This is a genomic window from Mycoplasmopsis felifaucium ATCC 43428, from assembly GCF_000687775.1.
GTDB classification, from domain to species: domain Bacteria; phylum Bacillota_I; class Bacilli_A; order Mycoplasmatales; family Metamycoplasmataceae; genus Mycoplasmopsis; species Mycoplasmopsis felifaucium.
Window position 1 is genome coordinate 1 of record NZ_JHXS01000018.1, and the last position, 14,152, is coordinate 14,152.

General features: G+C 24.9%; 13 protein-coding genes and 2 tRNA genes. 6 read left to right on the plus strand and 9 right to left on the minus strand.

Translation table 4 applies throughout. The features are described 5' to 3' along the window. Nucleotides 1–400: 400 nt before the first annotated feature. Nucleotides 401–488: transfer RNA gene (locus tag T390_RS0102985), tRNA-Leu, on the plus strand. Between the two features lie 26 nt (nt 489–514). Beyond that, a tRNA-Lys gene (locus tag T390_RS0102990) sits at nt 515–590 on the plus strand. Nucleotides 591–694: 104 nt separating this feature from the next. Here T390_RS0102990 and T390_RS0102995 read toward each other — a convergent pair. From T390_RS0102995 to tsaE, 5 genes are all read right to left on the minus strand, one after another. Continuing rightward, complete coding sequence (locus T390_RS0102995; protein WP_027335015.1) at nt 695–1,912, minus strand: hypothetical protein; 1,218 nt, start codon at nt 1,910–1,912, stop codon at nt 695–697. Between the two features lie 152 nt (nt 1,913–2,064). Continuing rightward, nucleotides 2,065–3,963: an MAG3240 family lipoprotein gene (locus tag T390_RS0103000; protein WP_027335016.1), complete on the minus strand. Its 1,899-nt coding sequence runs from the start codon at nt 3,961–3,963 to the stop codon at nt 2,065–2,067. Between the two features lie 12 nt (nt 3,964–3,975). Further along, nucleotides 3,976–4,917, minus strand: a complete 942-nt coding sequence (gene tsaD, locus T390_RS0103005) for a tRNA (adenosine(37)-N6)-threonylcarbamoyltransferase complex transferase subunit TsaD (RefSeq protein WP_027335017.1) — start codon at nt 4,915–4,917, stop codon at nt 3,976–3,978. Then, nucleotides 4,917–5,471, minus strand: a complete 555-nt coding sequence (tsaB, locus tag T390_RS0103010; protein ID WP_027335018.1) for a tRNA (adenosine(37)-N6)-threonylcarbamoyltransferase complex dimerization subunit type 1 TsaB — start codon at nt 5,469–5,471, stop codon at nt 4,917–4,919. Before tsaB ends, tsaD begins: the two co-directional genes overlap by 1 nt. Beyond that, nucleotides 5,471–5,875 carry a tRNA (adenosine(37)-N6)-threonylcarbamoyltransferase complex ATPase subunit type 1 TsaE gene (tsaE, locus tag T390_RS0103015; protein WP_027335019.1) on the minus strand — a complete coding sequence of 135 codons (405 nt, stop codon included), beginning with the start codon at nt 5,873–5,875 and terminating at the stop codon, nt 5,471–5,473. The genes tsaB and tsaE overlap by 1 nt, the downstream gene beginning before the upstream one ends. A gap of 481 nt (nt 5,876–6,356) precedes the next feature. Between tsaE and infC the strand changes: the two genes are divergently transcribed. From infC to rplT, 3 genes are read left to right on the plus strand one after another with little or no spacing between them, the layout of a single operon-like run. Then, complete coding sequence (gene infC, locus T390_RS0103020; RefSeq protein ID WP_027335020.1) at nt 6,357–6,980, plus strand: translation initiation factor IF-3; 624 nt, start codon at nt 6,357–6,359, stop codon at nt 6,978–6,980. Further along, nucleotides 6,973–7,161 (plus strand): 50S ribosomal protein L35, encoded by a 189-nt coding sequence (gene rpmI / locus T390_RS0103025; protein WP_027335021.1) that lies wholly within the window; start codon nt 6,973–6,975, stop codon nt 7,159–7,161. Before infC ends, rpmI begins: the two co-directional genes overlap by 8 nt. 53 nt (nt 7,162–7,214) lie before the next feature. Continuing rightward, nucleotides 7,215–7,565, plus strand: a complete 351-nt coding sequence (gene rplT, locus T390_RS0103030) for a 50S ribosomal protein L20 (protein ID WP_027335022.1) — start codon at nt 7,215–7,217, stop codon at nt 7,563–7,565. A 448-nt stretch (nt 7,566–8,013) separates the two neighbouring features. On the opposite strand, the gene T390_RS0103040 is transcribed toward rplT, so the two are convergent. The 4 genes from T390_RS0103040 to T390_RS0103060 form a co-directional block, all read right to left on the minus strand. Then, on the minus strand, nt 8,014–9,243 hold the full coding sequence (locus T390_RS0103040) for an MAG4530 family protein (RefSeq protein WP_408633494.1): 1,230 nt from the start codon (nt 9,241–9,243) through the stop codon (nt 8,014–8,016). A gap of 34 nt (nt 9,244–9,277) precedes the next feature. Next, the gene (locus T390_RS0103045) at nt 9,278–10,036 is read right to left on the minus strand and encodes a hypothetical protein (RefSeq protein WP_027335025.1); all 759 of its coding nucleotides are present in this window, start codon (nt 10,034–10,036) and stop codon (nt 9,278–9,280) included. Between the two features lie 846 nt (nt 10,037–10,882). After that, entirely contained in the window at nt 10,883–12,166 is a 1,284-nt protein-coding gene (locus T390_RS0103055; RefSeq protein WP_027335027.1) for an MAG4530 family protein, read from the minus strand. After that, complete coding sequence (locus T390_RS0103060) at nt 12,150–13,013, minus strand: hypothetical protein (protein ID WP_027335028.1); 864 nt, start codon at nt 13,011–13,013, stop codon at nt 12,150–12,152. Before T390_RS0103060 ends, T390_RS0103055 begins: the two co-directional genes overlap by 17 nt. A 180-nt stretch (nt 13,014–13,193) precedes the next feature. On the opposite strand from T390_RS0103060, the gene T390_RS0103065 reads away from it, so the two are divergent. Continuing rightward, on the plus strand, nt 13,194–14,081 hold the full coding sequence (locus T390_RS0103065) for a Fic family protein (RefSeq protein ID WP_036436211.1): 888 nt from the start codon (nt 13,194–13,196) through the stop codon (nt 14,079–14,081). Nucleotides 14,082–14,152: the final 71 nt, after the last annotated feature.

The window sequence follows — 14,152 nt, forward strand, 5'->3', positions numbered from 1 at the left end:
ATATCAGAAGATTTATCCCAAAAGGCACATCTATGGATAAATTCACTCAAAGTGATATGGATATAATTCAAGAAAGAATTAATAAAATTGAAAGACACAATATCGCAGACTGAAATTATAAAAATTTCAAACCTTCACAGTTAGAGAAAATTTCAAACTCGTTCATTAATAAGTAAACGAAAATTCAGGTAATTTGTAAAATTCATTAAAAAATTCATCTTTTTTTGCCTTATAAGGCAATCTTTTCTATTATTTTCTAATCAATAGTCTATTATTAAAATAGATTTTTATTATTTATCTTTTTAGGCGGAATCTCACTTTTGCATTTTATATAAAAATAATAAAAATATTTTTTTAAATATCTAAATATGTATTATAATAAAATAGCATTTTTTAATATGCCCAGGTGGCGGAATAGGTAGACGCAAGGGACTTAAAATCCCTCGGACGTATAGTCCGTGCTGGTTCAAGTCCAGTTCTGGGTACCATATGTCACAAACGTGGCATAGAATATGCGCCCGTAGCTCAGGCGGTAGAGCAAATGGCTTTTAACCATTGGGTCAGAGGTTCGAGTCCTCCCGGGCGTACCATTTCACTAAATGTGACTAAGCAGGCATTCGTGTCTGTTTTTTTATTACATATATTAAAAAATATAAAAAGAGAACAGCAATTGTTCTCTATAGATTAATAATTATTATGCATTTGAGGTAGCTTGATATCCTTTTTCTACAACTTTTAAATGAGTTTTGTATTCTTGAAGTTTACTTACAATTTGATCAGCAAAACTTTGAAGTGTTTCAAGTGTTGCAGAATCCATAAATTGTTGTCTTAAATTAATTATTTCACTATTTATTTGATTGCTTCAAGTTAATTCTTCATTTGTATATTTAGATTTATTTTCTCATACTCAAGTTTGAGTAGCAGTAAATTCAACAATAGCATCATCAACTTTTTTCTTGGCGGGTTTAAATATTGAAAAATCATTTATAAGGTCAGTCGTTAATTTTACAAGCTTATTTGTGGCGTCCAAGATTGTATTAAGACCAGGGTTATTTTCGCCAGCAGAATAAACTTTATTAGCTTCAGTAAGTTCAGTTTCAGTTGTTTCGGCAATATTTCTTAAAATAGCGAATGCATGTGTTTTATAGCTATTTACGTGGCTTTGACTATTATCTATATTACTTTTTAATTGGCTTAATGTATGATTTAAAGCATGATCGTAATAAACTTTTGTATCAGCTATAACTTTATTTAGATTTTTAGCTGCACTAATATAGTTTTCATAAGTTGTTCCTGATGCATCATAGTTTCTTTGTGATGTTTCAATAAAGTTTTTCAAGTTAATATTTTTTAATCAATCCGCTAAATAAGTAGCTTGAGTTGAATTATCAATTTTATTTTCTAAAGCTCTTGCATTATCAATAGCAACTTTCAGATTTTGCTTTGCTTCTTCTATTGCATCTTCAGTTGGCTCTGATTTGGTAGAGCTTTCTGCAGCTAATGAATTAGAAACAGATGCATTTACTTCTGAATTAGAATTTTGATTATTTTCTGAAGTTCCATCATTAGAATTTGCGATTTCAGTATTTTCGGTTGTTGAAGCATTATTTGATTCAGTTTTTTTATTAGTATCATTCGAAGAACCTTCAGTGGGCATTTCAGAATTCTCAATAGTATTCGACTCTATATTAGTTTCAACTTTTGTATCTTCATTAGTTTTATCTGAATTATCAGCCGAAGTTTGATTATTAGTTTCAGCTTCTTTTTTAGGTTTTACTTCTTCAACAGATTTATCAAGAATAATTTCATCATCTTTATTAATTTCATTTTTATAGCATCCAGCACTCATTACAACAGGAATTGTAACAAGACCAGATAGCAGAGATACAGAAATAAGTTTGTTCTTTTTCATATTTAAACTCCTTAATTATGTTTTTATTATAAAGATATTTATAAAATTTCTATGTATTAGCTTAATAAAGTGATAAATTTGTAGGTTTTTTACTATTATTTTCCATTTTATTAAAAAACACACCTTTTAAAAAGTGTGAATATGGTTATAAATTACATTAATTCTTTATAATCAATCAAATATGGCAAGGTTTTACCTTTTTGAACATATGGCGAATTTAAATAATCCTTCAATTGAGATATTTTTTTGCCAAAAGGTTCTTTATCATAACCATTAAATCCAGTTAAAAGTTTTCTAACTTTGCTATCTAACATAGATTTGCCTGAGTGATCAATAAAATCAATCTCAATTGGTAGGTTTCCTAACCCATATTTTTCAGGTGTGTAATCATTATTTGGATCTATTGAAACTTTAACATATTTAATTAAATCATTAGACTTTACAATATAGTAAAGTAATGTATATTGTGAAAAAATAATTGATAAATATTTTTCATAGAACTTCTTATTTCTAATGACATCAAAAACCGATATATTTGACATATTATTATTTTTTCAAAGTTCTAAATTATTTGCATATTGATGAATTGAATGATTAACAATATCAGTAAAAGAATTTTTTATAAATTCTTCAGGATTAACCTTATTAGGAACAATTAAATTACCCAATGAGTCAAAATTATTATTGTTATTAAAATAACTGAAATATTTATTATGGTCGTTTTTGTCAATATTTCCTAATTCATCTGTTAAATAGAAACCTTCAGAAAAAATATGTTTATGTTTAGTAAAGTTTATTGAATATCATGGATATTTCTCAATCTTGTCATTTTCACTTTTTAAGATAATATCAAATTTACCAATAGCGTATGAATTATTTAATAAGCTAGTTGAAGAAAAATCACCTATTTTATAGCTAAATAAGCCATTTAAACCATCAATATCAAGTTCATCGTGCATTAAATATGAAAGCATATTAAATACATTCAAATTAACTCTAAAATTAGTTTTGTGCATCAATGAATCAAAGTCATCTAAACCAAGAGGATTCTTTCTAAAATATAAAGAAGGGTAGTTTACTTCTTCACTTAATAATGTAGAATCGTAATTAATTTGTAATGGTTTATTTGTTTTTAAATCATTAAAATCGTAAAAATTATCAGGCTCAAAATCATTTAAGTAGAATAGATTGTTTTTACTTTTAGTATCAATAATTGCTTTGTTTGAATCTTCTACGTTTAAATTAAAAGACAATATATTTCCCTGTTTTTCTAAATTATTAATTTGAATATATTCAGGCATTGTTTTGCCAAAATAATATAAATTCATTAAGAATATAACCCTATCGAATAGCATTTTTTGTTGAAACACCGAATTAATAAAACCTATTTCTCTTATTTCGTTGCTCGCTGTTTGAAAACTAAATAACTTATCTTTAGTTTCAAAGCAATATTGAATTAAGAACTGAAAGTTGGGTACTAAACGTCTATCAATCTTTTTATCTATTGAATACTGTTTAGAATATCCATCAAAATAATAATTCATACCATAATGCGTTATATTATTATGTAATGAATTATATTGAAATCACTTATCAATATTTTGAACTTCAAAATTATCTGATTTTATAGATGTAATTAATCCGTCAACGTCAGTTAACGAATAATATTGTTTAAATTTTGAAATATCAAAATTATTTACTTTACTCAAATAATGATTTAGTGAATATTCCTTTTTACTATTAGAAAAAATAATGTCACTATTATCATAATTTAGCGAAAATTTATAATTATTCTCATTTAACGATAATAATGAAACATACCCTCTTGAAAGAAGGATGTATAACGAAGCAGGTGTTAAATCTTCCAATTCAGAAATAGATAATTTATCAATTATATTATTTAACTTAATTGATCCATCTAGCTCAGTTTTAAAGATGTTTTCGGTGTTTTGATTATTATTTTTTTCTAAATTATTTTTATTGCAAGAAATAGAAGCAAAACAAAATGAAGCAGTAACAACAGGAGTTAAATAAAGCAATACTTTTTTCATTTTACCCCTTTGCTATTTTGTTTTTTGGTGCATTAATTGTTGATATGCACAAGAAGCAATCATTGCCCCATTATCTGTTGCATATTTCAACGGAGGGATAATCGCTTTATTACTTAATGTCAAGAATCTTTTTCTTAATTCACTATTAGCACTGACTCCGCCAGCCAAAACTAATGTTTGAATATTCGGAAAAGCATCCAGAGCTAATTTTGTTTTGTTTATAAGATATGAAACAGCACATTCTTCAAAACTAGCAGCTACTTGAATCGCATCAATATTTTCACCTTTTTGAGTCATATTATGATAGTAATTAATTACTTGAGATTTTAAGCCACTAAATGAGAAGTCATACTGATTATCCGTATGAGGTTCAGTAAACTTAATATATTCACCAGTATATTTTTGATAAATTTTGTCAATAATTGGACCACCCGGAAAACCTAAACCTAATCTAGCACTTACCTTGTCAAACGCCTCTCCAACAGCATCGTCTAAAGTTTGACCAATGATTTTTATTTCAAATGGATTATTAACAAGCATTAATTGTGTATGACCGCCAGAAACTAATAAACAAAGTGCTGGATACTTAATTTCATTTTCAATCGCACATGAATAAAAATGACCTTCTAAATGGTTTATTGGTATAAGTGGTTTATTATATGTTAAAGCAATTGCACTCGCAAACAAGAATCCTATTTGCAATGTTCCAACTAACCCAGGTTCTTTAGTGTACGCTACATAATCTAAAGTATTTAGGTCGTATTTTTTAAGAAAGATTTCAAGAATAAAATTTATATTTTTAACGTGTTCTCTAGATGAAATCTCAGGAATTGTTCCACCAAATTCCTTGAAAATATCTATCTGTGATATAGTTTGTAAATCTAAAACTTTTCCGTCCTCAAAAATGCATATTGATGTATCATCGTGGCTAGTTTCTATCGCTAATATACGCATTATTTTTTAGCTCCTATTTGTGGTAATTTAATGTAATAAGGTTCAATTTCATCTAAATTATTATAAGAAGAAAAATATTTAAGATATAACTCAAAATTGTTTAAAAATAATTCATAATTAACTTCATCATATTTGTCTTTTTCGCCTGTTTCACAAGTTATTAATGAACTGGAAAAATCATTTGAAGCTTTATAATGATAGAATTTATTTCCCTTTGCATTAATGAAAAAATCTGCCTTGTTTGAATTTTGTTTTTGAAGTATTTGCATTGTACTTATAGTATAAATTGGTTTTTTTAAACATGTTGCAATAGTTCTTAAATAAACTAATGATATTCTTACGCCAGTAAAATATCCAGGACCTAAATTTGTATAAAAAGAATTAATGTCATTAATTTTAATGTTTAACTCATTTAAAATTTCATGAACCGATTGGGGAATTAATTCAACCTTTTTTTGATATCCTAGCAAGATTTTTTTAGCAATTAAATTATAAGAATTATCAAAAACAGCAAGAGCAAAATCATCATTAGCTGTATCTAAATATAATTTCATTAATTAACCACCTTTACTTCAAATATGTGATTATCATCAAAATCTATTGTAATATTAACTTCTAAATAATTTGAATAAAATAATTCTAATTTTGATGCTCACTCAATTGCTAAAATGTCATTTGAATTTTGATAGTCTTCAAATTCTTCAATTCCACCTCTTAAGTTATATGCGTCAATGTGAACTAACCCATCATAAACTTTCATATAGTTAAAAGTAGGTGATGTAATTGGCTCATTAATATTAATCAATTTAGCTAACGTTTTTAATAAAGTAGTCTTACCTGCGCCTAATTCGCCGTTTAATAAAATAACTTTACTATTAGTTAAATTGTTTAATATATAATGTGCAATATTCGTTAAATCTTCATTCGGTTGAGTTATAAAAGTTTTTGTATTCATAATTTCCTGTTAATAATTAATTTTATTAAATTATAAAATAATTTACTATTTTATAAAACAATAGTAGTCTGATTCATCGTAAAATACTATAAATTGGTTGCAAAATAAAAATTTTAAATTTCATAAACAACAATTATCTTTATAAATGAGTATGGGAATTAAAATATGAAAATTTTAAAATCTAAAATAATTGTTTTATAGTGTTTTTAGTTATTTTTAATTTATCAGTTAATAGCAATTTAAAATATTTCAATAATTTTTCATTATTTATCTAATAAATAACAATTATGCTAAAATATAAAAGCAATATTTAATTGCAGAAGTAGATTTAATTCTCACCTGATGGCCATAGCCTTGGGTTCTAGCTACAATTAAAAATATCTATTGATACTTTTATATGTAGTAAAGTGATATATTTCACTTTAGTTTTTATATTTTAAAAATCATTTATCTACAAGGAGTTATTATTCAAAACTTAAGAAAAATTAAGAAACCTGAACAAGAACACACAATTAACGAAAATATTCCGTTTCCAAAAGTGTTCTTAATTGGTGCTGAAGGCGAAAAAATGGGTGTTTATAATACTCAAGAAGCTATTCAAATTGCAAAGGATCAAAAAATGGATTTAGTGTTAATCGCTATAGATCCAAAACCAATCGCACGTATTTTAAATTACGGTAAATTTAAGTACGAAAGAAAAAAGAAACAAAAAGCCGCTAAAGAAAAACAAACTACAATTCAAAACCGCCAAATAAGATTAACTCCACTTATCGGAGACCATGACATTCAAACCAAAGCTCGTAAGGCTAGAGAATTCTTGCTTGATGGTGATAGAATTAAAGTTAGTTTAAAATTCAGAGGTAGAGAAATTACTAAACCTGAATTAGGTTATAAAGCACTTGAAAAATTCTTTGCTCAAATTGAAGATATCGCCGAAAAAACAAAAGAACCTGAAATCGTTAATGAAAGGTTCTTAGATATGTTTTTACAACCAAACAAAGTGAAGGTTGCCAGATATAAAAAAGAACATAACTTAGAAGATAAACAAACTACAAATAGTCAAGATGACGCTGTTGAAAACAGCACAGAAGGAGCAGAAAATGCCTAAAATGAAGACTAAAAGTGCTCTTAAAAAACGTATTAAGATCACAGGAACTGGAAAAGTTATGCGTGAACAAGCTTATCGTTCACACTTAGCCCAAAATAAAACCACAAAACAAAAACGTCAAGCTCGTAAATCAGTTCAAATGCACGCTTCTGATGTAAAAAGATTCAAAGCTTTAATGTAATTACATTAATCTTATCTATTAATAATTATTCAATTTAATGAAAGGATCAAAACATGAGAGTAAAAGGTGGAACAGTTACAAGAGCAAGAAGAAAGAAATGAATAAAACTTGCTAAAGGTTATTTTGGACACAAATCAATAGGTTATAAAGTTGCAAAACAAGCAGTTGTTAAATCATGAACATACGCTTTTAGAGACAGAAAACAAGTTAAACGTCAATTCAGAAAACTTTGAATAGCACGTATTAACGCAGCAACAAGAGCTGAAGGTTTATCATACTCAAAATTCATTAACGGTTTAAAATTAGCTAACATTACAATTAACAGAAAAATGTTATCTGAACTAGCTATTCAACAACCAACTGTATTTTCAGAATTAATTAAAATTGCTAGAGATGCAAAATAATAAAAAAATTTAGTAGCACTTATAACGGTGCTACTTTTTATTATCATTTAATTAAAAGCGATTATTTATACGTTTTAAAACTTTAATAAATAAAATTATGTTAAGTGTAAGTAATATTAATTTAAGTGGTGCAATAACGTAAAATATTTCTGGTAATTCAACAAGATGAAAAATCATTAAAATATATGGAACTATTAAAATACAAATACATATAAAACAAGATATTCAGTATAACGTATTTGCAACATATTTTAGATTAAAATCAAAATAAACATATGTAATTATTGCGATCATTATTATTGGAAATAAATATAATACATATATTTTTAACGCCATAATCGTAGCGAATGGTAATTGGAAGGATTCTGATACAATATAAAGAACATCATAAATTAGTGAAATTAAAATAATAGATAAAGAAATAGAAAATATAGTTATTAAGCTTTTTTTATTTTTTAACATAATTTAATCCTTTATATAGTTCTAATAAATATAATTCTCTAATATCGATTTTGTTTTCATGTTTTGAAAAACACATTAAAAGATTATCAATATTTTTAAATTTTCTGTTCAAATTTCAGCTAGAAATATATTTATTAAGCTTTTTATCGTTTACATCTATAAAAAAGGTGTTTAAGCTTAAATTTGTTATTACATTTATATTTATAAGATGTTCAATTATTTTATTAAAGGCATTTAATGTTGTTTTTATTTGGTTATTTAATAATTTATATTTATTATTTCTTAAAAGTTTATTTTGAAGAGATTTTAAGAAAAATAACGCTTCTTCATTTGGACAATTTTGAGAATATAAATTTTGAAGAGCAAAATTAAAATTATTCTGCTGAGTTTTATTATAAAAATCATATTGTTGTTTTTCATTGGTGAGTAAAGTAATAAATGAATTTGATATAGTTAAAGTTTCAATATTTTTGTATAAGGTTTGTCAGCAATAATTCTTTTTACTAATTAAATATGATAAATCCAGGATAGAATTATTTAATTTTTCTTGATAATCCAGTCTATCCTTATTACTTTTATACAATTGTGTTAACTTAAAAATTTGTACAAATTTCATCGATATCATTCAATGGAAATTCGGCACTAAAATATCGGAATCTAACCTTTTCACAAATTTATACGGTATTAATTTAATATTCAATAAATCAACAGCAATATCATTTATTTTAAATTTTGAAAGCATTTTATTTCCATTAACGCCACTAATTTTAGCCAACACCAATGAACTAAGTTCTAAATCTCGGGATATCACTGAAATGAAATCTAAATCATTAAAAGATCTATAGTTATCTTTGAACATAACTTGTATTGATGTACTTCCCTGTAAAACATAATTATCATTACTGAAAATTAAAATATCATCTTTAATTTTTTTGTCATAAACCGGCTTAATAATTTTTTTATATCTAAACAAGCATAAATATAATCGATTTAAATATTTTTGTGCTTTAAAGACATTTTTAGTTCTAAAAATCAAATATAAATGATAATTAGTTAATGTTATAAAACCTCATCACAGAAACATCTGTAATAAACCTAATATTGGGTTTAGAATAATGGCTAATAATGCTAAAAATTTTTTAGATGCAACTATTGATAGGAATAAAATAACAAAAAATGTGAACAATATTGATAGAAAAATCAAAATAACTAGCAATGCAACGAATATTCAAATTTTTTTATTATTTAATTTAATATCAACTTCCAGCAGGTGATGAAATAATATTAGAATTTAAAAATTTTTGATATTCTGCATTAGCTTTAAAATATTTCTTTGAAACTTTATTATGAAAATTGCTTATAAAAGATTTTGCAAGCCCTTCAGTGAATATATCTCAACCATAGTCAATATCGTAAATACACTTTTTTATGTAATTAGTGTTATTAAATAAGTATTCAATGCCTTTTTCACTGTCAGGAGTATCTAAAAAAGAAAAACTTAAAGCAACCTTGTATATGTGTTCAAGTTTTTGAGAAACTCATTTTAGTTCTTTGTCTATATGATGAAATATACTTCCAATTATTTCAACCGCATACCCTGCTACCACAGATCAGGGAGGGCCACCTGACTCTTTTAAAGCTCCTCAAACATCCATCATTCCGGATCCATCTAAAAAGCCATTTAAAAACTTATGTGTAAATGAAAACATCTTTTGAACAATTTTAATATTTAATGTATATGAGGATTTAATTTCTTTTCAATCTTTTCTACTAACAAAATCATTTATAGTTTTGACATTCGGATACAATGAAGTTGAATATTTAGCACTGAAAAATGATGAATTACCTTTATTTTTATAAATGAAATTATTTCTTTTTGTCTTATTTAGTTTTTCAATGCTTTTTTCTAAAAAAATATTGATAATTTTTATATTGTCTATATTACTTTTTTCTAAATATTTAGCGCTAAACTTTTTAAAACTGTTTTCATATTCAAAAATGAAATTCAATTCAATATCTGTAAAAATATTTTTTTGTTTTATTTCAAAATACTTTATTAAGTTATCAGAATTTAAAACAAATTTTTCTGATTCCTTTTGGAAATCTTTGTTTTCAATAATGTGCGTATCAAAAACAATATTACCCCTTTAATTAAATTATATAAATTTAATTAATAATGATTTTGTAAGTATATTAATAAATGGTAATGTTTTCACATATTATTGCAATCTTAAGAAATTAATGCTTTTATAAGTACTATATTAAAAATATTTTTAAAATATTCATTATAAATGTGAGGCTCCAAAATTGAACTCCACATTTATAATTTTTACAATACAAATTTTCAATTTTTTTATTTAAAAATAAATAGAAAATATATAAATTGCAAATAATTTTTGCTATTTATAGTCGTAAATGACGATATAAGCTTCAATATAATTTATTTTTATGAAATATTGAAATTTTTAGCATTTAAAATGCTATACATTTTTATAACAATATAAACATTAATAATCAATATTAATAAATAGAATGCAAAACTAAGAGGGATAATTATTTTATCAAATTGGAAGCCCAGTATATCAATAATTCAAGGAAGAGGAGGAATAAGGACATAAAAAACAATACTAATATAGTAAAAAGGTTTAATAAAAATTCAACCATTAAATTCTATATATGAATATGTTGATAATACAATAATAAAAATTATAATCACTGGACATAAATAAAGGTAAGCTGTTTCTAATGAAATATATTTTTTGTTTTTGATGTTTAGAATTACATTTGATGCTAAAAATAGACAAATTAGTACCAATAGAAATAGAATTAATGAATTCAGTGAAATAAATAAAATCTTACTTTTTTTCATTGTCTATCTCCTTTAGTAATTCTATTAAATATAGTTTTCTTATATCAATTTCATTTTTTTCAGTCTTAAAACACTCTAATAATAGTTTTATGTATTTTGGTTTTTTATAATTAATTAAAATCAACGATTTGCTAAGAAAACTTTTGTTTAAAATGCCTATAAAACATGACTTTTTGTCAAATTTAGTAATTATTTTGTTATCAACTAAATTATTTAAATATAAATCAAATTTGTCATTTATCGCTTTCATTGATATTCATAGATTTAAATATTTTTTGTCTTTTAACAGTTTTTTAAATATAAAATCCGCAAAAAATAATGTTTCAGAACCAATCTCGTTCTCGCTTAGTAATTCATTTACCATACTTATAAAATTTTCTTGATTTGTTTTATTATAAAAACTTAGATCATTGTCGTTTCTTTGAAATAATCGCAAAAGAGAATTTGAAATTGTTAAAACTTTTAAATTAAATAAAAACTTTTTGTAGGAAAATGATTTCTTTGACAATAAATAAGCTAAATCAGTAAAATAATTGTTTAATATTTCTTGAAAATCAAGATTATTTTTGTTCTTCTCGTATGTTTTAGAATGGTCAAAAATTTGAATAAATTTATAAGCAATTAATCAGTGGAAATTAGGAACAAGAATTTTAGAATTATCTTGCTTTATTAATGCTTTTGGAATTAAATCTTTGTTGTCTATCTCAATTTTTATAGACTTATGTTCAAAAACTACTGTAGAATTATTTTCTTGGAAAGACGAACAACAACTGATTTTACAATTCAAGTGCTTGAAATTAGTACGACTATTTGCGGGTATAAAAATGAGTTTTTTGAATGATCTATATATCTGACCGAAATATATCTGGATTGCCGCTTCATTCCGTAAAACGAAATTATGTCTTTTTAGTCATAACAAATTATCTTCGTTTATTGAAATGCTTGGATATCTAACAATTTTTTTATATTTGCAAACTGCAGCATAATATCTATTTAAATACTTTCTTGCTTTAAATAGATTTTTGCTTTCGTAAACCAGATATAAGTGATAGTTTGTTGAAATAATCAGAACTCAAAATAAAGGAATATAAAATAGTATTGTAAATGGATGAAGAAATAAATATCAAAGCTTATAAGAGTCAATGTTGTTTATGCTTGGCAGAATAATTAATATATAAACTAAAGTAAGAAAAAGTATTCCAAATACTGTTAATACCATAGAAATAAGAATTCATATTTTTTTAAAATTTTGATTAATATCACGTTCCATTGTTTCCAATAATTAAAGAATTAATATATTTTTGATACTCATGCAAAACTTTAAAATAAATAGAATCAATTACTTCTAAATAATATTTAATACCTTTTTTGGCTCAATTTCTCGCTAATATGTCTCCTTTGAAATCAAGATTATCAATCTCTTGTGATATTTTTCACGCTTCATTTCATTGTTGCAAAATACACAAATTTTGAATATATAACAATCTTCTTAAATCTGATAAAACAGACTTTACAGCAGGAAAAATCATACTTGAGTAATTTATTTCCTTATCAATTGCACTAAGTAATAAACCAACAAACTCTGCAATTTGACCAGCAACTACCACAAATGGTGGACCTCCTGAATCTTTTAAAGCTCCCCTTGAATCAGATAAACCAGAACCATTAACTAATCCTGTGAAAAAATCAACTACAGTTGAATAAAAGTCAATAAATTTATATATATGTTCTTTATAAGCGCCATAAATTTTCTTTTTATCTTGTTCAGAAACAAAATCATCAATTGTTTTTGTCTTACCAGTAGATAATAATTCATATTTAGTGTAATTATTAAATATTATCTTTTTAAATTTTTTAGTTTTCGGAGTAATAGATTCAGCTTCTTTTAGCTCATTAACAAAATTTGCTAAAATCTGTATTTTTCCGGATTTTTTAAGATTCTCTATAAAATAAGTGAGATTTTTCTCAAATTCACTAACAAACTTTTTATCTTTATCATTCAAGTAAGATGAAAATTTTAGTTCAAAATATCTTTTTAGATTGAGCTTATCTAAAACATAATTTTCATTATTTATTTGTTCACTAGCTGAATTTTGATTATAAACATTTATTAACATAATCACCTCCTTAATTAAATTATAAAATTATATTTTATAAGTAGATTGACTAGATTATAAATGTGATATTGTTTCCATTGTTTTTATATAATTTTTTGTTAATTAATATGTTGCGTCGTATTATTCCGAAAAGCCAGGTTATTATTCCGATAAGTGTTATAATTATTCCGAGGTTCAAATATGACAACAAAAGATGCATCAAATAAATGAGGGCTATCCGATAGACGAATTAGAGTTCTATGTTCTGAACATAAAATAAAAGGAGCAATTAAAAGTGGTAAAACTTGAATAATACCTGATGAGGCTAAAAAACCTTCTGATTCTAGATATAAGTTGCCCAAATCTATAAATGAACAAATAATAGAATTAAAAAAAGTTTTAGATTCAAAAAGACCACTAAGTCAAAGTGAATTAACTCGTTTAAATAATGAGTTTATTGTTGAATATACATATAACTCAAACGCAATAGAAGGAAATACTTTAACGCTAAGAGAAACTGATCTTGTATTACAAGGTATTACAATAGATAAAAAGCCTCTTAGAGATCATTTAGAAGTCATAGGACATAAAGAGGCATTTGAATATGTTTGTGAGTTAGTTAAAAATAAAAGCAAATTAGATGAAAAATACATTAAGCAAATACATTTTTTAGTTCTTAACAGTAATAATCAAGACAGAGGAGTATATAGAAAAATTCCTGTAAGAATAATGGGTTCTAATCATATTCCTCCTCAACCTTATTTAATTGAATCAAAGATGCATGAACTGCTTGTGTGATATTCAAATTCAACTGATGAATTAATATTTAAAATAGCAAAATTTCATATTGAAATTGAACGAATACACCCGTTTATTGATGGTAATGGAAGAACTGGGAGATTACTTATAAATCTTGAACTAATGAAAGCTGGTTATCCTCCTATTGATATTAAATTTACAGATAGAAAAGCATATTATGATGCTCTTGAAATTTATCAATTAAAACATGATATTAATCCATTAGTTTCATTATTGGCAAAATATTTATATGAAAGATTAAAAGAACTTATTGATATACTTAGTTATTAATTATTAAATAATAAAACTAACACCTTAATTATGATGTTAGTTTGTTTTTTACTATAAAACAGTGGTTTAAG